Genomic DNA, 20803 nt, shown 5'->3' with positions numbered 1-20803 from the left:
CGGCAGACTTTGCCATTGGTGTAAACAAAGCCGCCGATAATACAATACCGGCAGCGCCGGGCCTTGCGGGGGTGTAGCTTTAACTCAGAAACACTGTCTAAAACTACTATCAAACATTGTAAATATGAAAATAGAACTACAACCCACCGAAACAGCAATTGATACCTGGTCCATCAACTATGTTGGGCCCGACAGCCGGATTGCAACCGGTAAACTAACCGTTACCAACCAGCGCCTGTTATTCCTACCCCAAAACGCAGCCGATTCTTTATCCCTGTCTGTTTATAATAGAAAGGGCCTTATTGTGCTGGACAAATCCGATATGAAAGCAATAGTGCCCCAAAAAAGTTTCTTATCTAAAAAAGTGCTCATTACTATGGCGGATGATTCGCTGCACACCTTCAATTATGGTGTTATGAATATTGACAAATTACTGGCAGCCATACAAAACAGTTAACATCTTTATTTTTCCTTACCCGAAAATAGCATCTGACATGAAAATCTTTTCCTTCCTGCTTCTGTCTGGTATGGTTGTCTGCATAAACAGTCATGCGCAGCTGTTAAACAAGCTGAAGCAGAAAGCCTCAGCAGCGGTTACCACAGCAACGGAGCCTTCATCAAAAAATACATCGGCTGGCAATACAGAAGCAGGCATACCCGCTTCAGCAGCCACCCCATCAACCCCCGCTAAAACCAACATGAAATATCCCTTTACCCTATTGTCCGGTGCCAAATTCTACTTCTCCACCCAGCCCTTCATCAACAATAATACCGGCGCCAAAGCCCATTTTACTTCACAGGATTTTATTTATGGGCGATTGGAGCTGGGGAGCCAAACCCTTTCGGAAGCTTTTAAGCTGGATGCCCAGCCATCCAAAGGATTTCACTGCCTGAACTACGGGATATTGATAACTCCTAAAGGAAAAAGCGAAGATGAGCTGCAAAATACGCAAACCATCCAGTACACCATTTATAACAGGAGCAGGCCTATTTTAATAAAAGAAGAAGAACTGAAAAACACTGCTCTCAATTTTGATGTGCTGCCAGAGCCTTCTAAAATTACCACACTGCAGGGAATTACAACGCCGCCGGACAAGGTGAGCGATTTCAAATTCCCGGCAGGAATGGATTTCTACACAAGCGATCTTAATATAAGGCAGTATTTCCCGGCAAACGGCGAATACACAGTACAGGTGTTGTTATGGAATTATTCTTTTGACGATTGGGGAAAGCCATTGGAATATGAAAAGAACATTGTAAGCCTGGGCGCATTTGACTATCAATTCAGCACAAAAGACGCTGCTACACTGAGCAATGATATAAAAAGGCGAACCGATGCTCTTGAAACAAAGGAGAAAATGAAAAGCAAACTCACCAAACTGCCCGACTGGTGGAAAACCTCTTATACTCCGGCCGGCGCTATGTTTAGCGCGGCAAAACTTACTCCCATGATTAAATCCTATATCAGCCAATGGGGACTTACCTATATTTCGCACAAAATATATCCCAACAGTGGTACCGGCTGGACCCTTTACACCGATAGTCAAACGGGGCTGCCGGTATCACGCCGGTCCAATGCCGAAATTTATCTTTTATATAAAGATAAAGATGGCACCTGCCATATTGCATCGGTTACCCTTGATGAAAGCTATGCAGGCGGCGGCAGCTACGGATCGCCCTATCTTAAGGGATTATGGAACGATTACCTGATTGATTGCAGCGCCATAAAATAACCATCACTATAAAAGATATACGAATGAAAAAGAAATCCCTGTGTTTACCGGTTACCGCTCTATTACTAATGGCTTCCTGCGGCCCCAATATGCATGACGCGGAGGCCGTAATCGACAAATATTGCGCACTGAATGCAAAAGAACACAACGCGCCCGCCGGCCCTGAAAAAGATGCAGCCGCCGCCGAAAAAAAAGCCTATGTGAAGGAAGTGGACGACCAATATTTTAAGGATAGTAAAACCTACACGCTTATGATGGACGGGATGAAAAAATGCGATGAGGCGCTTTCCAACAGCACGCAAACCGTCGCAACCACAAACGTTACCGCCACGGAGGACGATCTTCTGGCGATGCTGCCATTGGCGTACAGCGATGCCGCTACCGTTGCAAAAACTTATTGCACGCTAACGGACCAATCCATTGCTGCTGCAAAGAACGGAACGGATGCCTATTTAAAAAGCATTGTGGCCGCCAAAACAATGTTTGAACAAAATATGGAAGACAGTTATAAAAACAATACCGAAAGAAGGGATTCCATCTTCAGCCTCATAAAACCCTGCATGGAAAAAGAGGTACGGTTCCGTCATCAAAATCCATGACTTTTAAAAGCAGCATATTGACATTACTGCGATGCGCCGGCATTAACCTGGCGGTACTTTTTGCTGCCGCAGTTGCCGACATTATTGTATCGGCCGTGCTGCTACGCCTTTCTTCACAAGCCCTCACCATTGCCTGCTTTGCAGTAGCGGGCGTGTTTACCGCCGTATTTTGTTTTGGGCTAACAGAAAGCGCAGCCGTGCTGGATAAAAAAAACAGTGTATTCCGTATCCTGATTTTCATCCTTGTTTTTTGCGCTCTTTTGTTTTTTGTGATGGCCCCGTTAAGCGGCCGGGAATACAACGGACCGGTAAAATTTTTTGCAATGGCAGAAGTGGTCACGGCCATTTTTTTATGGAAAAAAAAGCTCTATACAATTACAGAAGTACGAGATCGCAACAAAAATTTTATACAATGAAAAACAAACAGATAAGACTTTTGATTATTGCCGGCCTATCGCTATTGGTTTTCGGTTTTGCCGGATGCAAAAAAAATAATGTAGAAGAAAAACCGAAATGCCGGGTTGTAAAAATAACCGGACCCCTAAGCACGGAAATATTCAGCTACGATGCACAGGGCAGGATATTGTCTGTAAATTATGGCAACTTCGATGAAAGCTTCACTTACGAAGGAGACTCAATCATAAAACAAGGCACCTGGAAATCAGTATATGCCTTAAATGCAAATGGGCTGCTGGCTTTTGAAAGAAGGGAATATAACAGTAGTGGCACCGAATGGGAAACCCGCACTTATGAGTACGATGGAATGCAATTGAAAAAACTCACGGCAAAAAAATCTCACTCGGAAGGTTTTACAAGAACCTATACCTGGAGCAATGGAAATATGATGCTGGAACACACCGAAGGAAACTTATACACCCAGGACATTGCTTATGAATATTACATGGACAAACCGTCCCGTCCCGGAGACGTGCAATCCTGGGATCTTTTGGAAAACGGGGTAGAAACCATCCGTAATAAAAATCTCGTAAAGAAGTATAGCAGCACTTTTTCAGACTACAGAAATCCCAGCCCTACTGATCCTCCCGGCACACCCACTGTTGAAAAAGAAGCAGACAGTTATACTTACACCTTTGGCGGCGATGGAACCATTTCGTCCATGACGGCAAGCAGAGAAGGCAATAGCAACCCATCTACCTACACCTACGAATACCAGTGTAATTAAATCCGCATCCACATGGCCAAGCATTCCGTGGCCAAACACAGAAAACTATTTCAGGGATATCCTGATAAAACAGAGCAGTTGCTCACTCATTCCCTAAAGATTTCTAATGTGAAAAAAATAATAACCGCTGCAAACCTGGTATTGATCGCCTTACTTATGGCACAATGTAATAAAGAAAGCCAGCAGAGTAACGACACGCCATCCATCATCAATACGCCCGTAAGTGGGATTACACTCAATGTAAGCACAACATATATTAATCTCGAAACCGGTGGCACGAAAAAACTGATTGCCACTATTACCCCGGCAAATGCCACCAACCAAGCCGTAACATGGGGCAGCAGCAATACCGATGTTGCCACGGTGGATGCCAATGGCAAAGTAACCGCTTTAAAAATTGGTACCGTCATTATTACAGCTACTACGGCCGATGGGAGCAAAACGGCAGGTTGCGAAATATATGCGAATGCGATGGGAGATTTATCACTTGGAGCGGGATACCTCGACCTTAAATGGTCATTGACATCCAGTGGCGAATTGTCTTTTTCACAAGGCATCGCCATGCCCAACTTTGGCCCCTACAGTGCGCCATGGTATCCATACCGCGCGCAGATTAAAAAGGTGCGCGTCAGCGGCATAAAGAATATTGGCAACTATGCTTTTTCCCGCTGCACCGCTTTAACAGACGTTTCCTTTGCAACCGTCAACGGAGTTTATATTGAAGACATTGGAAACTATGCTTTTTCGGGTTGCATTGCTTTAAGAGGCGTTCCCACCCCGGCCACGGTTAAAACCATTGGTGTGGAAGCTTTTTCGGGTTGTACTGCTTTGCAAACTATTGATATGCACAACGGATTGACAACTATTGGAAATTGGGCATTCGTAAATTGTATCGGTTTACAGGTTGTCGCTATACCCAACAGCGTTAAAAAGATAGGTGAGGGCGCATTTAATAACTGCATCAAACTAAGAAGCGCCACCATTGGTTCGGGTATTACCAGTATTGGGGAGGACGCCTTCAGGTTTTGTCCCGCTTTGAAAAATGTGCGTTGTGATGCGCTCTTTCCACCGGCATTGGGCGCACGAAATTTTGACGCCGTTGGCGATGAACTTAAAGTTTCTTATAATGCACATGATTTATACACACTCCCATCATCAGTGAATGGTGCAGCATGGCGCGCTGCATTTGACAACAACATCGTGTATTAAAACACAAAAAAACATGCATTACTTTTTGAACCATACAACCGGCACGGTACACCTTACCATGGATAACGGGCATTTTACCGCAACCACCAGGGGCAACGGAGTATTGGATAAGCAAAAGATTATTGATATTCTATTTTCAGATTTAAAGAACTTCTGCTTAGTTCCGGTAATAGGAGTTCAGCAACTTCAAAACAGCAAATCGGCGGGCGACCATTCTTATGATTCGGAATTTATTTTTTCATACCGGGAGGGTCAAAAAACAGCCATTAAAAGAATCTTTGTAGACAGTAACGATGACACATTTAAACGATTACTGAACGAGCTAAAAAAGCAATGTCCCAAGGCGGATCTACTGCACCTACCACCGGCAATGGCTCTAAAGCAGATAGGTGTGGCTGCACCATCCAATACCATCCGTATTCTTTTAGCGCTGATCATCGGCATACCGGTTTTGGTTGTACTGATTTTTATTGTTTCAAAAATTGTTCACGGCTAAGAGTCGTCTAAAAATGAGTTCGCAAAAAATAATAGTGACGACTATTGCCCGCTGATTACGCAGATCTGTGCGGATTCAAAGGATTTGCCTCCGCGTTTTTTGATCCCGATGACCTATTGCATGTGCGTCAAGGTAAGCGGGCGCAGACCGGATACCTCTCGAAGCGCGTGTGCATCAGGTTGATCTTTGTCACCAGAAGGTGCAGCGCACCGGTAATCATTGCGGTTTGTACAAGCCGGGTGTACGCAATTACCGCCGCGCTGCGCCTACGGGCGGTTTCGTGGACTCATAGTTATAAGGACTAACAACGCGCTGCGGCTGTTTGCCATTAAAAGATCAGATCCTTTTTGGTTTGAAAGGCTTGCCTGTGCTACATACTGCTTCAGCGCTCCCAGTTAACCTGCGTACTTTTTACATCCCTGGAGTTACCGCCAATCATGATCTCAAATGCACCCGGCTCCCAGTCGTACTTTAGCTGGCTGTTATAGAACTTCAGATCCTCCGGGGTAATATCAAACGTAACCGTTTTGGACGCACCGGCCTTCAGCCATATTTTCTGAAAGCCTTTGAGCTCTTTTACCGGCCGGCTTATTGAGCCCACCAGGTCGCGAATATAAAGCTGTACCACTTCGGCCCCATCGTATTTTCCGTCATTGGTAAGGGTGACCGAAGCCTTCAGCACCTGGCTCCCTTTTAATGATTTGCTGCTTATCGTTATGGCGCTATAGGTGAATGTGGTATAGCTGAGCCCATAGCCAAAAGGATACAGCGGGTCATTGGATACATCCAGGTAATTGGAGCGGAATTTCTGGAACCATTTGCCCTCCGGCAGCGGGCGACCGGTATTCAGGTGCGCATAGTACAGCGGGATCTGTCCAACATTTTGCGGAAACGACATCGTCAGTTTCCCGGAAGGGTTTACATCTCCAAATAATACATCAGCAATGGCGGCGCCGGCTTCTGAACCTCCAAACCATACATTCAGGATAGCCGGCAGTTTTTGCTGCTCCCAATTCAATGTGAGGGGGCGGCCGGCAAACAGTACCAGTACCACGGGCTTGCCGGTTTTTACCAGCGCCTTTAGTAGATTTTGTTGTACCGGCGGAATATCCAGGTCCGTTCTGCTGGCGCTTTCTCCGCTAAATTCGGCCGACTCCCCCATCGCGGCAATGATCACATCCGATTCATTGGCGATCTTCAGCGCTTCGGCCTTCATGACTTCAGGTGTACGCGTATCCCGCTCGCGATTCAGGGTTTTTCCAAACATCGTAACCCGCTCCTCAAGGGCCGCATCTCCCGTAAGGTTACAGCCCTTTGCGTATGCAATTGTTGCAGCATTACCTAGTGCATTTTTTAGGCCCCTCAGTACCGAAACCGAACGGTTCTGCACCGTAGCCACACTCCAGGTTCCGGCCATATTATTGGCAGCATCTGCCAGGGGGCCTATCAGCGCAATCTTACCTGCTTTTTTTAGTGGCAGTACGCCTTTGTCATTTTTCAGCAATACAAAGCTTTCCGCGGCTATCTGCCGGGCTATTTTGCGATTTTCCGGAGTATAAATTTCTGTTTTTGCACGTTCCGCATTGCAGTATTTATACGGATCGGTAAATAAGCCCAGTTTATATTTTGCCGCTAATACATTGCGGCAGGCGGCATTGATCTCCGCTAATGTGATCTTTTTTTCCCGCAGCGACTTCTTCAATGTTTTCAGGAAGCCTTCTCCTACCATGTCCATATCCACACCGGCTTTCAGCGCCAGGGCCGAAACGGTTTGCAGATCTCCCATGCCATGATCGGTCATCTCATTAATACCTGTATAATCCGTTACTACAAAGCCGTTAAAGCCCCATTGTTTTCGCAGCACATCTGTGAGCAGCCAGCGATTTCCGGTGGCCGGAATACCGTCCACCACGTTAAAAGAGGCCATTACACTACCTACGCCCGCATCCACCGCGGCCTTATAAGGCGGAAAATATTCATTGTACATCCGGAGATGGCTCATGTCAACCGTATTATAATCGCGGCCCGCTTCAGCAGCGCCATATAGCGCATAGTGTTTTACACAGGCCATGATATTGGTGTTTTGCGAATAATCGCCCTGGTAGCCCCTTACCATCGCTTTTGCAATCTGCGAGCCCAGGTACGGATCCTCACCATTGCCCTCCGATACCCTGCCCCAGCGGGGATCCCGGGCAATATCTACCATGGGGCTAAAGGTCCAGGAAATACCGTCGGCACTGGCTTCGGTAGCCGCAATCCGTGCAGACTGTTCTATGGATTTCATATTCCAGGTACAGGATAAACCCAGGGGAATAGGAAAGGTGGTTTCATAGCCATGGATCACATCCATACCAAACAGCATCGGGATCTTCATGCGGCTTTCCTCCACCGCAACCTTCTGAATCGCTTTTATTTTGTCTACACCTTTGATATTGAACAGACCGCCTACCCGGCCTTCTTTTACATTTTTGCCAATGTCCGAATTGGTGGCCGTCCCTGTTGTAAATTCGCCGGCGCTTGGCAGGTTCAACTGCCCGATCTTTTCTTCCAGGGTCATCCTGCTCATCAGCGTTGTTATAAAGGCATCCATCCCTTTACCGGATTTATCGGTACCAGCCTGTGCAGATGCTCCCGTAAATACAACGGTCAGCAATAACCCTATTGCCAACCTCCACCTGTTTTTGTTAAACTTGTTTTGCTTTGTCATGATGCCGGCTTTTTATTTTTTAAGATAGGGGCGCATGATCTTTTGCCAGATCTGGTAGCCGCCTGCGTTCATATGCAAACTATCACTTAGGAAAATCCGGGGCATAGGGCGGCCATCGGCTCCCAGCATAGATGGAAAAACATCGATATAGCGTGCTTTTTTCTGCCGGGCTATAAAAGTCCTGATAGCGGCATTAGCTTCCTCCACTTTGGTAAAATATTTTGCGCGAACCGGGCTGGGTTTTATTGAAATAAAGGCAACCGGTACTTTTTTATTGTAGGCTCTTATTAGACCATATAGCTGTTTAAAACGGCTTACGGCGCTATCGGCCGGGGTTGCATCATTAGCCAGATCGTTTTCCCCGCAATAGATCACTATTTGCCGCGGACGGTAAACCGGCACCAGGTCATTAAAGTAATAGATCAGATCTTTTAATGTGGATCCGCCAAACCCCCGGTTGATGATGGTATATCCCGGAAAATACGCGTTTACATCTTTCCATTTGGTAAACGAGGAGCTCCCGATAAACAATATGGCTTTTTTAGGAGGAGCCTGTTGCTGATCCAATGTTTTAAATTGCTGAATGTCCTTATAAAATGGCGGAGTTTGGGCCCAAACGGAAACCTTAATCATGCAAAGCAAAAAAATCAATAGGCTTATTTGTTTCATATTCTACTTTTTTTCAAATTTACTAAACTGTATAAGGATGTCCTGCCAGAAGCCCGTTTAATTTTAACGTGTCGTTTCGTTTGTTTTGTTGATATAATTATCGCCACAGATTCGCTGATTATCTTATATGACCTTCTGTTTCTTTAATCTGTCCACCTGTGGTTTAACCTCACTTCAAATGCGGGCTCTTAAACCCGAGCTTCATCAGTCCCCGCTGCACATCCTTGTCTTTCATAAACCATCTCCACAATAGTCCCGTTCGGTAATTTTCAATCGACAGAATAATGGACCCCTGGTTAATAGCCAGGTGGGAGGCAGCATACCACTTTCTTGTTTCATTGTAGCTTTCCGAGAATCCGTACGTTCCCCAAATTTTATCTTTCAGCTCCCCGTAAAAATAGCGCAGGGCCGCCATGGATTCTTTGGGCAGATAGGGGAGGCTGGAAAGCGCCGCCGCACAACAGATGGTTCCATTATCCTTTACGGGAGAATGTTCCCGGTACCTTCTTTTGTAGTCGCAGGCCGATAGCCCCCAGGAATGTTTCCCATAATTTTTATAGTTCCCCGGGTTGTCCACACAGTAGCGGTAATTGATCGCTGTATGTGCCTTATTCTGTTTTTCGTAATCAGCAAAGGCATCCTTTAATCCCCGGGGGTCAAGCCCGGTAAAACTATAGTGGGCAAAAAACAGGGGGCCGCCCAGGTCAGGGCCCAAGGGTAACTTTGTTTTATAAAAAGATTTCCCGTTCTTCATGGCGCCGCTCCGGGCCCAGCCTTTTTCATAAACGTTCCTGGAAATGGAATGTTCCGGCGCTGCTGCCGCCAGCACATACGTGATCAGCGCTTCATTATATCCTTCTATCCGTAAATTCATTGCCCAGCGATGCCGGGGGCTCCAGTGCCAGTACAGCACATCGCGCCCCCTTGTAAACCAGCTCCATTCTACCTGGCGCCAGAGCCGGGTAATCGTGTTCCGGATGGTTTGTTCGGCCTTATTTTTCCGGTTTAAATATTGCCGCGCGGTAAGCAGCCCCTGGAAGAGAAAGGCTGTTTCAACCAAATCGGCTCCATCATCTTTTTTTGCAAAAGGTATGGTTTTGCCGGTGCGCCCGTTGAGCCAGTGCGAAAAAGCACCATGATGCTTTTCGGCCTTGTCTAAAAAAGCAATGATTTTCAAAAAGCGTATTACCGCCTGCTCCCGGCTGATCCATTTCCGCTCTACTGCTATAATGATGGCCATGACACCAAACCCGGAGCCACCGGTTGTGACAACATCCTTGTAATGCTCATGATCCCGCTCCCTTGGCAGGCCGCAACCGGTATGGGCAAAGTCCCAGAAATAGGAAAAGGTCCGCCGCTGTACCAGTTCCAGCAACGCATCGTCTGTTAAATGCATAGAGGCCGTTTGCTTTATCATGTTTATGAATGATCGCTGCTTATAAAACCTAATTTCTTCAATCCTGCCTGCACTTCGGGGCAGCTCATAAAAAGGTTCCAGAGCAGACCGCTGCGGTAATTTTCGATCATCACCACAATGGGGCCCTGGTCAATGGCCAGGTGACTTTTTGCATACCAGTTTTTTGTTTCATTAAAGGCATCGGTGAAACCATATTCCGTCCATATTTTATCGCCCAGTTTTTGATAAAAGTAGCGCAGCGCTTTCATCGATTTTTCCGGCGTGTACGGAAAAGCGGATAATGCCGCAGTAGGTGTAATGGTTCCGTTGTCATTAGACGGCTGATGGGCGTCATAACCCCCGGGGTCATCGCTGGCTGTAAGTCCCCAGCAGTTTTTACTATATCCTTTAAAAGCCTTTGGATTGTCTACACAATAGGAATAATTAATCAGGGTATGATTCTGGTTCTGTACCCAGTAATCAGCATACTGGTCTTTTAATCCTTTTGGGTTAAGCCCCAGGAAGGAATAATGGGAAAAGAAGAGCGGACCACCGTAATCAAATCCCAACGGAAGGGTGTAATTATAGAACTGTTTCCCGTTCTTAAAGAAGTTGCTTTGCGCCCAGCCACGGTCATACACTTTGCGGCTTACCGGGTAGCGCTCTGCAGAAGCCGCCAGCACATAGGTGATCAGGCATTCATTAAATCCTCTTAACGGAAAATTCATGGCCCAGTCGTTGTTCGGGCTCCAGTGCCAGTATAATACTTCCTGGCCGCCACGCGTAAACCAGTCCCACTCCACATCATTCCATAGTCCGTTGATGCGGTTGCGCAAGTCCCTTTCTACAGGGAGGTCTTTGTTAAAATACTGCCGTACGCACAACAGTCCCTGCAATAAGAAGGAAGACTCTACAAGGTCGGCCCCATCATCCTTCCTGCTGAATGGAATGGTTTTGCCGGTTGTACCGTTGTACCAATGCGGAAATACGCCATGATAGGAGTCGGCCTTCGACAGCCATTTTACCATCTTCAGCAGGAACCGGGCAGCGGTATCTCTCTGGATCCATCCCCGGTTCACACCCACCACGATAGCCATTACTCCAAAGCCCGTTCCCCCGGTGGTTACCACTTCCTGTCCATAGTCAAATGACCGGTTGCTCCGTTCGCGGGCCATACCGCTCACCGGGTGTGCAAAGTCCCAGAAATAGCGCAGGGTTTGTTTTTGTACCAGGTTTACCAGGGCAGAATCTGAGATCTCTTTATCGATCTTTAAGGAATAAGGAATGCTGTATTCCGACCTGGCCGCAGGCCGCTGGGCCATTGCAGCGTTGCATGTGCAGAAGAGAACTGCTAAAAAAAGCGTACGGGAACTTGTTGTATACATGGTTTAAACTATTCTTTAAAAAAACAATATAATCCCCATAATGCCGGTCCCGTTTATAAAATATCCCCTGTGATACATACCTAAGCTGGTAAGTACCAGCAACATACAGCAATAATGGGATAACCTGGGGCTCACATTATAGTTTTTAATAAAAAAAGTACATAATTTTGTACAAATTATTATACCATGTTAGTAGCAAATATTTCTGAATTCCGGAAAAATCTTAAATCCTATATCGACCAGGTTTCTGATAATAATGATACGCTGATTGTAACCGGCAGCGGCAAAACCGTGGTGATGATCTCGCTGGATGATTTTAACAGCTATGATGAAACGGAGTATCTGTTAAGCAATGATGCTAATAAAGCGATGATGTATAAGGCAAAAAAGGAAATTGAAACCGGCAACACAACTGCCCATACATTAAAGGACCTTAAAAACATGATCAATGATTAGTTTTTCGCCAACCGCTATGGAACACCTGCACCATTGGATTGCTGAAGACCGGAAAATTGCTGCCCGAACAATGGAATTGATTGAGGCCATCAGCCGTCACCATTTTACAGGCATCGGCAAACCGGAGCCCTTAAAAGGAGACTTTAAGGGCTACTGGAGTCGCCGTATAACTGAAGAGCACCGTATTATTTATAAAATTACTGATGGTCAGGTCATTATTCACTCCTGCCGCTTTCATTACAAGAAATAGATTATTCAAAGAACTTCCATCGGCAGGCCCAGGGTCCGGGACTACACGGGAGATCAAAAACCGGAAAACCCCAGCTTTGTTAACCCGTTCCGCACTTCCGGTGCACTCATGAACAGGTTCCACAACAGCTTTGTGCGGTAATTTTCAATCATGACTACAATGGGACCCTGATCAATAGCCAGGAAAGCATCATCAAACCAGGCGCCATTATTCTTCAGTACGTCCAGCGAAAAAGCATCTACAAATCCGTATTCTTTCCATAATTTATCGCCCAGCACATAATAATAAAACTGAAGTGCCGCCATAGACTCCGCCGGCGTGTAGGGCAGGGAGGCAATAGCTGCGGTAGGAGCTATAAATCCCTGGTCATTTGTGGGTGAAGCTGCTGCATAGCCATTTTTTGTATTGCTGGCGGTTAATCCCCACACAGAATCACTGTAACCAAAATAATTTTGGGGATTGGTCCTGCAATAATTATAGTTGATCAAACTATGATTCCTTGTTTGCGCTTCATAACTGGCATATACATCGCTTAAGCCATTGGGGTTGATGCCCATAAATGAATAATGCTCAAAGAACAGCGGACCGCCGTAATCAGGCCCCAGCGGTAAGCGAATATTATAAAAGGATTGGCCGTTTTTTATGGCGCCGTTTCCAGCCCAGCCCTCATCATAAACCGACCTGGTAATGGCATGATCTTTTGAGCCCGCCGCAAGCACATAGGTCACCAGGCTTTCGTTCCACCCCCGTATCTTCAGGTTCATAACCCAGCCTTTATCTGCACTCCAGTGCCAGTACAGTACCTGCTGGTCGTTTTGCCGGAACCAGTTCCACTCCACGCTGTCAACTATTGCATTGATAGTAGTTCTTAACAGCGCTTCTTCTCCTGTCCCTGAAAAGTACTGCCGGGCACAAATAAGTCCCTGGACCAGGAACGCGGTTTCCACAAGATCCGCACCATTGTCGTTCTGGCTAAAAGGTATTACGCTACCGGATGAGCCATCGAGCCAGTGAGGAAAGGCCCCGTGAAAAGTTTGCGTTTTATTTTCTAAAAAGCCGGCTATTTTTTTTATCCGTTGCAGACCTTCAGTCCTTGTTATAAACCCCCGTTCTATACCCACCAGCAACGCCATAATACCGAAGCCGGTGCCCCCGGTTGTTACGATATTCGGTGGATGTTTCGAACCTTCACGGATCATACCCGAAACAGGATGTGCGAAATCCCAGAAATATTTAAGCGTTCTCTTTTGAATTGTATCCAATAATGCGTTGGCTGCAATAACTGGAAACTTGCGTGAAGAATCAAGTGCGGTAACAAAGCTGCCATTAATGGAATGCTGAAGGCTTCCTCCTGAGGCAGATTGCAGTGAAGTGTTTACTGAGATCGTATATTTTGTAAGATAAGACAGGCCCTGCGCCGGCTGAACCACAACGACAGAGTCGTTACCAGACAACAGTGTTTCTACCGGAATTTTTGTTCCGTTATTGTCATTCAACGAAACAGCATTTAGAGAAGCGGCCCTTATAGGCTGGGAAAAAGTGAGTCTGATTTGAGGAATAGCAGATACATCAACGATCGTTGTATTAAAAGCAGCTCCATTAAGCATCATACCATTCAGAGAAGGATTCTTTTTAGTATCGGCAGGAGGAGGAGCAACAGCATCCTTTTTGCTACCACAGGAAATGGATAGTAGCAATAATACCGCAAATACAAGTCCAGATTTTAGTTTATCTGACATTATTGAAAAAAGGGGGCTGCATCAAAAAAGCACAGCCACCATTAAAAGTATAGGTTTTAAAAGTTATTTCTTACCGGTGTATAACGCTTTAATTTCTCCCGCTCCCAGTGCTATATTGTATAACCGAAACTGATCAATTGCTCCTGTCCATGAATTCCTAAGCCAGTCATCTGCGCCTGCGTCAATCTGCGCCTGCGTAAACTCCAGTGGCCCCGCACCCATTTTTAAAGCCGTTATTTTGGCGGCCTCCAGCTTCACATTGCCGTGCCCGGTCCATTCAGACACGAACGGGTGCGCAACACCATCCTTGTACAGGGTCATTTTAGAGCTGCTTCCGTCATATACAAAGGCCAGGTGGTGCCATTGATCATCATACAGCCCGGTTACTGCGTTTGCGCCCGACCATTCGAACCATTTTTCTGCCGTTGCATCTTTTACATACAGCTTTGAAACGGGTGTGGCAACAGACCCCTCTTCCAATAAAAACATACTCCCGTTACCCGTTGAAGGCATACTAAAAACATGCTCCGTTCTCATCAATCCTCTTTTCTGCCAAAATGAAACGGTGAAACTTCCTGCTGTAGCCGCAAAATCGTTCGCACTTGAGTATTTGATATATTTATACTTTTTCCCTTGTACAGCTTTTCCACTCACTCCATCTATTGATGCCAGCGGATTATCCGAGGGAAAATTGGCCCTGACACTATCCACAGCATTTCTTTGAGGGTTGTTGGAGGTTCCATCAAAAGCGGCATAAAACTTCAGCGGGCCTCCCGGCTCATCGGCGTCTTTGGGATAGCTGCCCAAAGCCGGATGATCCATTTTCTGACAAGCGGCAAAGGCTATTGAAAGCATTAAAACGCCCGATAAATTATAGAATATTTTTTTCATTTTAAACAATTTTGGAATTAGTAATCAGGGTTTTGGATCAATACGCCGCCAGACTTATCAATTTCACCCTGGGGTAAGGGCAGCAGCCGGTGCTTTGCCTGGTAGTTTATTTTACCGGCTGCGGGTAAAACAACTACATCAATTTTCCATCTTACAATATCATAGAAACGCTGTTCTTCCATACCCAGTTCTACCATACGTTCATGTCTTATGGCATCGCGAAGCTGGGCCTGGTCAGTAGTGGTAACCTTTGGCAAAATGGCCGCATTGCTGCCCCGGGCCCGGGCCCTCACCATTTCGAGGTAGGCTAACGCATCGGTGGTATTCTGAGCGCCGCCCAGTTCATTTGCAGCTTCGGCAGCAAGCAGCAAAATATCAGCATACCGGATGATCCGGTGGTTCATCCACTTACCAAAGTTATTGTTCAATGTGATCCTGTCTGCAGGATTGGTATATACCTTCATATTCCAGTAAGGCTGTGCTACGGTACCGGGATAGGCCGGCAGGACGGCTCCGTAGTAGGGGTCTGCCTGCCCTGAGTATAAAAGTGTGGCGGCTTTTCTGGGGTCACCGGTCTCAAATTCGTTTTCCAATACACTGGTTGGCGTATTCCATCCCCAGCCCAGGTTCCAGCTGCCGGCCCCCCTTACACCCTGTGGCAAAGCATATTCAATACCCTGATCGTTGGTGGGCACATAATAAGCCTGGATCTCAAACAGGGATTCCGAACCATTCTCTCCCTCTTTGGTAAACTGGAACCGGTAGCCATTGTTATTGGTTGCGGGAGTATTTAAAACAAGCCGATACTTATTCAATCCCATTAACGCCTTAGCACTCGCCAGCGCCGCCGCCCAGTTACTGCGCCACATAAAAGCCCGCGTTTGCAAACCAAGCGCCGCTCCTTTTGTGAGCCTTCCAATATATTTAGGCTCCCAATCTACCGGCAATACATTTACCGCATTGTTAAGGTCCGCATCTATGAGTGCGAACAATTCGCTTACATCTCCAACTTTGGGAATATTTAATGCGGCAGCATCACCGGTAAAATCGATCTTCGGCACCCGGCCAAAGGTCCGGACAAGATCAAAATAACAAAATGCCCTGATAAATTGTGCCTCCGCCCGGTTGATCAACGTAGCAGGATCTGCAGCAGCACCTACGGAATCTACGTCTTCAATAATTTTATTAGCCGCTAAAATAGCAGCATAATGATCCGTCCAATAAGTTTGCAGGGCCCCATTATTGGCCACATATTGAAAATCATCGTACATTAAAGCATAGGCTGCCCCATCGCTGGCAGCGCTGCCTTTCTGTGCATCATCTGCCCTGAAACTTTGTATGGCAAGATAGGTATTCTGATTAAACCCAGCACGTCTTAGTATTGCATACATACCAAATACTTTGCTGTCAAGTGCCCCGATGGGTACGTCCTCTTCTGTATACCTGCCCAGCGGCTCCCGGTCCAGAAAGTTTTTCTGACAGGAGGTAAACGCTCCTGTTACCAATACAAAGAGCAGTATATAATAAGCTTTATAAACCAGTTTATTGCTCATAGAAATAATATTTAGAAGTTAAGATTAAGACCCACGGTATATATAGCCGGAACCGGATAGGTTCCATTATCTACACCAAAGCTGGTTGCTGAGCCGCCGATCTCCGGGGTATACCCGGTATTATTAGCAAAAGTGGCAAGGTTTTGAGCGTTCAGATAAACACGCAGCGATTTAACCTTAATCCTGCTCAGCAGGTCTGTATGAAAACGATAGCCCAATTGTACATTTCTTATGCGGAAGAAACTGCCATCCTCAATCCAATAACTTGAGTTTTGATAATTATTTGCCCTGCCGGAATGCAGGATCGGCTCCCAGTTAGAAGTGCCTGCGCCTCTCCACCGGTCAATCCGGTTAACCTGGTAGTTAAAGTCTGCAAAAGTGCCCTGGTTCCAGGTACGGTAAATTTCATTACCATATACACCCTGAACATCAACACCAAAATCCAATCCCTTGTAAGTAAGATTGGCGCCGCCGCCATAAGTAAAATCAGGAGTGGGGTTACCGATGATTGTACGGTCTTTGGTGGTAATAGCACCATCGCCATCTACATCTTTGTATTTAATATCACCGGGCTGCACGGCGCCGATGGTACTATTGGGACTGGCAAGTATATCTGCATAGGATTGATAAATACCATTATGCTGATAACCGTAAAAATACCCGATGGGATAGCCCGCCGTGGTCCGGGCGGGTCCGTTAACAATTTCGAATCCCTCCAGGTTCAGTTTTAATACTTTGTTTTTGATGGTGGTAAAATTGGCATTCAGGGAAAGGGTGAGGTCTTCGCCAATATCCTTGTTCCAGGAGGAAGAGAACTCAAATCCCGAATTCTGTATGGTTCCTAAATTAGCCAGCAATGGCAGTAAACCGGATCCCTGATTCACCAATGTAATTACATCCTCTGTTTTTTTGTTGTAGTAAACCGCCTCAAAATTCAGTTTGTTCCTGAACAAACCCAGTTCAAAACCGGCCTCTGTAGTCCTTACCGTTTCCCAGTTCAGATCTTTAGACGTCATATATAAAGGTTGCAGCGCATTCACAACATTCTCCCCAAAAACACCGGCATCCGCATTGGTTAAAACCGGGTAGGCAGGATAGCGATACGCTTCGGGGATATTTTTGCTGCCCAGCACCGCCCAGGATCCTTTGATCTTAAGATTACTTATTTCGCTAACCCCTTTCAAAAAGTCTTCGTTACTGGCAACCCAGGCCAGACCAACAGCACCAAAGTTTTTCCATTGGTTTCCGATTTTATAAAACTGGCTGCTGCCATCGCGCCGGAATGATGCATTCAGAAGATACTTTCTGTCGAAGTTATAGAGCACCCTGCCCAGGTAGGATATCGATGCATCCTCCCAGGCGCTGCCTGAGCCCTGTTTGGTAGCCGGATCACCCACCGCATCTACATACCAAAACCGGGGATCATTGGGAATAATACTTGCAGTACCCTGCTGTACTGATGAGGAAACGCCTTCGTAGCCGGAATAATAGGAAGTAATACCCCCCAATACTGTCAGGTCATGTTTGTCTATTTTCTTTTTATAGGTTAACAAATAATCCATCTGGGTTTTGGGATACCGGTTTTGGCTTTGATTGACCGAAGTTTTTCTTACAAGTGAATCAATTTTACCGGCCCCTGCTATATCAGGATTGTAAACCGTAATAATCGGGCTGTAGCTTCTGCTGCTGTTAAACCCATAGTCGGCAAACAATTGCGTTCTGAAAGTAAAATTCTTCAGAAAGGTCAGCTCCCCAAATACGCTACCCACCACCCGGTATTCCTTGTTGATCCTTGTTCCGTTGAGCAGATCGATTGACACGAGGGGGTTATTAACCTGCGCCCGCTGAAAGGATGGAAGACTATGCAGAAGGCCCGAACCATCCGGGGCATACACCGGGGCAATGGGTGCCGCAATCACAGCAGAAGCAACATCGCGCCCAAAAGCAGGCTCTGCATAGTAGCCGCTGAAGTTGGCGCCAAATTTCAGGTTCTTCGACACCTTCAGCTCATCGCTGAAATTAATCGTATACTTTTTATATGCTTCATTTTTTATAACCCCCTCTTCCGTCATATAGCCCAGGCCCAGGTAAAACTTATTCTTCTCAGTACCGCTCGTTATGCTGATGTTGTTATAATTGATCTTTGCTTTTTGAAAGATAACATCCTGCCAATCGGTATTTGCGGTATAGGCTGCATCGTTAAAGGAGGTCCCCATATTTGCCATTTGCTCCTGGTATAATGTAAGAAAGGTAGGCCCATCGGTAACTTTAATTCGCCGTTGAACATCCTTTATACCAAAAGACGTATTAAGATTTACCAATAGCTGGCCGGCTTTGGCTTTTTTGGTGGTAATGGCGATTGCCCCATTTGCCCCTCTTACACCGAATATCGCTAACGACGATCCATCCTTTAAAACCTCTATGGATTCAATATCCGCCGGGTTCAAAAAGTTGATATTATCATTCAAAATACCGTCTACTATGTAAACGGGTTTAACACCGTTGATACTGTTTGTTCCCCGGATCCTGATATCGGGCTCTGACCCCGGCCTGCCGGAGGTTACCACTGATACACCGGATACCTTTCCCTGCAGCAGGTTCAAAGGATTCGCCGATGGCCTGTCTGCAATCTCCTTTGCATCAACCCGGGCTATAGACCCTGTCAGATCCCTTTTACTGGCCGTACCATACCCGATCACCACCACCTGGTCCATCACCAGCTGCGATGCTTTTAATGAAACGGTTATATGCGTGCTTCCGTTCAACGGGTACTCCAGCTCTTCATACCCTACTGCGGAAAATACCAGCGTGCTGTTGGCATCCGGTACGGCAAGGGTAAAGTTCCCTTCTGCATTGGTAGCCGTTCCGATGGTAGATCCTTTTACCTGTACCGACACGCCTGATAACGGAGCACCGGAACTATCTGTAACCGTACCCGTAACAGAAAGATCTTTTTTCGTCAGTGGATCCGGTTTAATAACGATAAGGTTATTCTCCATTTCATGGAAGGTCATGTCTGTATAAAAAAGCAGCACGGGCAACACTTCTTCAATTGTTGCCGCCTTTGCATTGAGGGTCACTTTGGACCTGAGGGCGGGCAGTTCATTGTTGTACAGGAACCGGTAGGAGGTCTTCTCTTCAATAGAGCGAAGCACTTCTGCCAGTTCTGTCTTTTTCACTCTTAAATTGATGCGCTGCTGCCCGAAACCACTGGCATGAATATGAAACGTAAAGAACAGCAGGAACAGCATCGTCAATTTCATAGCAAGTAGTACTTTTTTTGTTTGTGGAGACGAGGTCTCCTTAGTTAAGCATCTCATGTGATAAATATTGCATATTTAAACAATATCACATAAAGCATTCGTTATATAGCTTCATGTAAAGTTAACGCATCTTTATATGGCACCGCCACGCCGTTTCTTCTGGCCGGATACCGTCATTTACCGCGACGAACTGATAAATACTTCATCATGCTCAATCCTGTATTCAAAGGAATTGGCAAGCTTCAGCGCCTCCAGGGCCTGTACCAGGGTTTCCTTTTCAAAAGAACCGTTAAAACTTAGCCCTTTTACCCGTTCATCCGTAAAATGAATATTTATATTGTACCAGGCCTCCATTTTATGGGCCAGGGTTACAAAATCATCTCCCCTGAACTCAAGCCGGTTATACATCCAGGCCGTTTCTACCCGTTCCGCAATCGCTTTTGTACTATCAATCGATTCAATTTTTATAGCTTCCTGTAAACTGCCCGCTACCACCGGCGCTGCTATAGGGGTGTTGGGGATCACCAGTTTCTGATTGGGGTACAGCAATACCGGCTGAAAGTCCTTTGCTCCATCATGCCGGGTAAGGCTGATCAGGCCCCGGTACAGTACGGCAGTAGTTACCGGGTCATTGGCATACGCTTTTACATTAAATGCCGTTCCCAATACCCGGATGTCAATATTACCGGCATGAACAATGAACGGACGCCGGGCTCCTCCTGCAGTTTGGGCAGGCATCACATCAAAAAAAGCCTCTCCTTCCAGTTTTACTTCCCGGGAGCGTCCTTTAAAATCCGTTACGTAAAACAGGCGGGATCCCCCATTCAGCCAGACCTTGCTGCCATCCGGCAACAACAATTGTTTCCGGGCCCCTTTGGGAGCATCCAGTGCCAGCTTGTAGATATCCTGCAGAGGCAGCCTGCCGGCAGGAGTATACAACTGTGTAAAGCCCCAATACGCCACAGCGAGCACTGCAGCAGCCGCGGCTCCATAATAAAATAACCGCCGCCGGACCTTCTTTACAGCCTGGTGCAAAATGGGGGATTCCGTCTTTGTCAGGAGTAGCTGCACCTGTTCCGTATAATCGTCCTGCAGTGCAGGGCTGCTGCTTTCGGTTCGCCTCAACAGCTGATGCAACAGCTCATATTGCTGTTGTAACTCGGAATTTTTCGCAAGGTACTCCTGCAATGCCTGCTTTTCGGACGCGCTGGCTTCTCCGTAGATCGCACGCGCCATCAGATTCCATATAAAATCATCATTTCTCATGTATAACC

The 20803-nt window shown here is 46.4% G+C and carries 18 protein-coding genes; 9 read left to right on the top strand and 9 right to left on the bottom strand.

Annotated elements, in window-relative coordinates; all coding sequences use genetic code 11:
* Nucleotides 1–124: 124 nt before the first annotated feature.
* From GGU45_RS07865 to GGU45_RS07835, 7 genes are read left to right on the top strand one after another with little or no spacing between them, the layout of a single operon-like run.
* Nucleotides 125–457, top strand: a complete 333-nt coding sequence (locus tag GGU45_RS07865) for a hypothetical protein (protein WP_435223574.1) — start codon at nucleotides 125–127, stop codon at nucleotides 455–457.
* 37 nt (nucleotides 458–494) lie between these two features.
* Nucleotides 495–1733: a hypothetical protein gene (locus tag GGU45_RS07860; RefSeq protein WP_435223573.1), complete on the top strand. Its 1239-nt coding sequence runs from the start codon at nucleotides 495–497 to the stop codon at nucleotides 1731–1733.
* Between the two features lie 23 nt (nucleotides 1734–1756).
* The gene (locus GGU45_RS07855; RefSeq protein ID WP_435223572.1) at nucleotides 1757–2332 is read left to right on the top strand and encodes a hypothetical protein; all 576 of its coding nucleotides are present in this window, start codon (nucleotides 1757–1759) and stop codon (nucleotides 2330–2332) included.
* 17 nt (nucleotides 2333–2349) lie between these two features.
* Complete coding sequence (locus GGU45_RS07850; protein WP_435223570.1) at nucleotides 2350–2748, top strand: hypothetical protein; 399 nt, start codon at nucleotides 2350–2352, stop codon at nucleotides 2746–2748.
* Nucleotides 2745–3515 carry a hypothetical protein gene (locus GGU45_RS07845; RefSeq protein WP_435223569.1) on the top strand — a complete coding sequence of 257 codons (771 nt, stop codon included), beginning with the start codon at nucleotides 2745–2747 and terminating at the stop codon, nucleotides 3513–3515. Before GGU45_RS07850 ends, GGU45_RS07845 begins: the two co-directional genes overlap by 4 nt.
* A 12-nt stretch (nucleotides 3516–3527) precedes the next feature.
* The gene (locus GGU45_RS07840) at nucleotides 3528–4724 is read left to right on the top strand and encodes a leucine-rich repeat protein (protein WP_435223567.1); all 1197 of its coding nucleotides are present in this window, start codon (nucleotides 3528–3530) and stop codon (nucleotides 4722–4724) included.
* 13 nt (nucleotides 4725–4737) lie between these two features.
* Nucleotides 4738–5220, top strand: a complete 483-nt coding sequence (locus tag GGU45_RS07835) for a hypothetical protein (protein ID WP_435223566.1) — start codon at nucleotides 4738–4740, stop codon at nucleotides 5218–5220.
* 382 nt (nucleotides 5221–5602) lie between these two features.
* Here the strand turns inward: GGU45_RS07835 and bglX are convergent, their stop codons facing one another.
* From bglX to GGU45_RS07815, 4 genes are all read right to left on the bottom strand, one after another.
* Entirely contained in the window at nucleotides 5603–7927 is a 2325-nt protein-coding gene (gene bglX, locus GGU45_RS07830; protein WP_435223564.1) for a beta-glucosidase BglX, read from the bottom strand.
* A 12-nt stretch (nucleotides 7928–7939) separates the two neighbouring features.
* Nucleotides 7940–8596 carry a GDSL-type esterase/lipase family protein gene (locus GGU45_RS07825; protein WP_435223563.1) on the bottom strand — a complete coding sequence of 219 codons (657 nt, stop codon included), beginning with the start codon at nucleotides 8594–8596 and terminating at the stop codon, nucleotides 7940–7942.
* A 169-nt stretch (nucleotides 8597–8765) separates the two neighbouring features.
* A complete protein-coding gene (locus GGU45_RS07820) occupies nucleotides 8766–10013 on the bottom strand; it encodes a glucoamylase family protein (protein WP_435223562.1) in 1248 nt (415 codons plus the stop codon).
* 2 nt (nucleotides 10014–10015) lie between these two features.
* Nucleotides 10016–11314 carry a glucoamylase family protein gene (locus GGU45_RS07815; protein ID WP_435223560.1) on the bottom strand — a complete coding sequence of 433 codons (1299 nt, stop codon included), beginning with the start codon at nucleotides 11312–11314 and terminating at the stop codon, nucleotides 10016–10018.
* A 249-nt stretch (nucleotides 11315–11563) separates the two neighbouring features.
* Here GGU45_RS07815 and GGU45_RS07810 point away from each other — a divergent pair, with 249 nt between their 5' ends.
* Entirely contained in the window at nucleotides 11564–11833 is a 270-nt protein-coding gene (locus GGU45_RS07810) for a type II toxin-antitoxin system Phd/YefM family antitoxin (RefSeq protein ID WP_435223558.1), read from the top strand.
* Nucleotides 11826–12083 carry a Txe/YoeB family addiction module toxin gene (locus GGU45_RS07805; RefSeq protein WP_435223556.1) on the top strand — a complete coding sequence of 86 codons (258 nt, stop codon included), beginning with the start codon at nucleotides 11826–11828 and terminating at the stop codon, nucleotides 12081–12083. The genes GGU45_RS07810 and GGU45_RS07805 overlap by 8 nt, the downstream gene beginning before the upstream one ends.
* 53 nt (nucleotides 12084–12136) lie before the next feature.
* Here GGU45_RS07805 and GGU45_RS07800 read toward each other — a convergent pair whose 3' ends face one another.
* From GGU45_RS07800 to GGU45_RS07780, 5 genes are all read right to left on the bottom strand, one after another.
* Nucleotides 12137–13822: a glucoamylase family protein gene (locus GGU45_RS07800; RefSeq protein ID WP_435223554.1), complete on the bottom strand. Its 1686-nt coding sequence runs from the start codon at nucleotides 13820–13822 to the stop codon at nucleotides 12137–12139.
* A 63-nt stretch (nucleotides 13823–13885) separates the two neighbouring features.
* Nucleotides 13886–14713 (bottom strand): LamG domain-containing protein, encoded by an 828-nt coding sequence (locus GGU45_RS07795; protein ID WP_435223552.1) that lies wholly within the window; start codon nucleotides 14711–14713, stop codon nucleotides 13886–13888.
* Nucleotides 14714–14730: 17 nt separating this feature from the next.
* Entirely contained in the window at nucleotides 14731–16266 is a 1536-nt protein-coding gene (locus GGU45_RS07790; protein WP_435223550.1) for a RagB/SusD family nutrient uptake outer membrane protein, read from the bottom strand.
* 11 nt (nucleotides 16267–16277) lie between these two features.
* Nucleotides 16278–19529, bottom strand: a complete 3252-nt coding sequence (locus GGU45_RS07785; protein ID WP_435223549.1) for a SusC/RagA family TonB-linked outer membrane protein — start codon at nucleotides 19527–19529, stop codon at nucleotides 16278–16280.
* Nucleotides 19530–19706: 177 nt separating this feature from the next.
* The gene (locus GGU45_RS07780; RefSeq protein WP_435223548.1) at nucleotides 19707–20795 is read right to left on the bottom strand and encodes a FecR family protein; all 1089 of its coding nucleotides are present in this window, start codon (nucleotides 20793–20795) and stop codon (nucleotides 19707–19709) included.
* Nucleotides 20796–20803 lie beyond the last annotated feature (8 nt).

Origin of the sequence: Niabella hirudinis (assembly GCF_051201075.1) — a bacterium.
In the GTDB taxonomy this organism is placed as follows: Bacteria; Bacteroidota; Bacteroidia; order Chitinophagales; family Chitinophagaceae; genus Niabella; species Niabella hirudinis.
The sequence above is the reverse complement of the archived record's forward strand: the minus strand, read 5'-3'. Positions and strand labels throughout refer to the sequence as shown.

Excerpts from the sequence above, each read along its gene's own strand:
- GGU45_RS07785 (WP_435223549.1), bottom strand. The coding sequence starts at position 19,529 with ATGAAATTGACGATGCTGTTCCTGCTGTTCTTTACGTTTCATATTCAT.
- GGU45_RS07815 (WP_435223560.1), bottom strand. The coding sequence starts at position 11,314 with ATGGCCCAGCGGCCTGCGGCCAGGTCGGAATACAGCATTCCTTATTCC.
- GGU45_RS07865 (WP_435223574.1), top strand. The coding sequence starts at position 125 with ATGAAAATAGAACTACAACCCACCGAAACAGCAATTGATACCTGGTCC.
- GGU45_RS07820 (WP_435223562.1), bottom strand. The coding sequence starts at position 10,013 with ATGATAAAGCAAACGGCCTCTATGCATTTAACAGACGATGCGTTGCTG.
- GGU45_RS07845 (WP_435223569.1), top strand. The coding sequence starts at position 2,745 with ATGAAAAACAAACAGATAAGACTTTTGATTATTGCCGGCCTATCGCTA.
- GGU45_RS07805 (WP_435223556.1), top strand. The coding sequence starts at position 11,826 with ATGATTAGTTTTTCGCCAACCGCTATGGAACACCTGCACCATTGGATT.
- GGU45_RS07795 (WP_435223552.1), bottom strand. The coding sequence starts at position 14,713 with ATGAAAAAAATATTCTATAATTTATCGGGCGTTTTAATGCTTTCAATA.
- GGU45_RS07800 (WP_435223554.1), bottom strand. The coding sequence starts at position 13,822 with ATGTCAGATAAACTAAAATCTGGACTTGTATTTGCGGTATTATTGCTA.
- GGU45_RS07780 (WP_435223548.1), bottom strand. The coding sequence starts at position 20,795 with ATGAGAAATGATGATTTTATATGGAATCTGATGGCGCGTGCGATCTAC.
- GGU45_RS07855 (WP_435223572.1), top strand. The coding sequence starts at position 1,757 with ATGAAAAAGAAATCCCTGTGTTTACCGGTTACCGCTCTATTACTAATG.
- GGU45_RS07810 (WP_435223558.1), top strand. The coding sequence starts at position 11,564 with ATGTTAGTAGCAAATATTTCTGAATTCCGGAAAAATCTTAAATCCTAT.
- GGU45_RS07825 (WP_435223563.1), bottom strand. The coding sequence starts at position 8,596 with ATGAAACAAATAAGCCTATTGATTTTTTTGCTTTGCATGATTAAGGTT.
- GGU45_RS07860 (WP_435223573.1), top strand. The coding sequence starts at position 495 with ATGAAAATCTTTTCCTTCCTGCTTCTGTCTGGTATGGTTGTCTGCATA.
- GGU45_RS07790 (WP_435223550.1), bottom strand. The coding sequence starts at position 16,266 with ATGAGCAATAAACTGGTTTATAAAGCTTATTATATACTGCTCTTTGTA.
- GGU45_RS07840 (WP_435223567.1), top strand. The coding sequence starts at position 3,528 with ATGGCCAAGCATTCCGTGGCCAAACACAGAAAACTATTTCAGGGATAT.
- GGU45_RS07835 (WP_435223566.1), top strand. The coding sequence starts at position 4,738 with ATGCATTACTTTTTGAACCATACAACCGGCACGGTACACCTTACCATG.
- bglX (WP_435223564.1), bottom strand. The coding sequence starts at position 7,927 with ATGACAAAGCAAAACAAGTTTAACAAAAACAGGTGGAGGTTGGCAATA.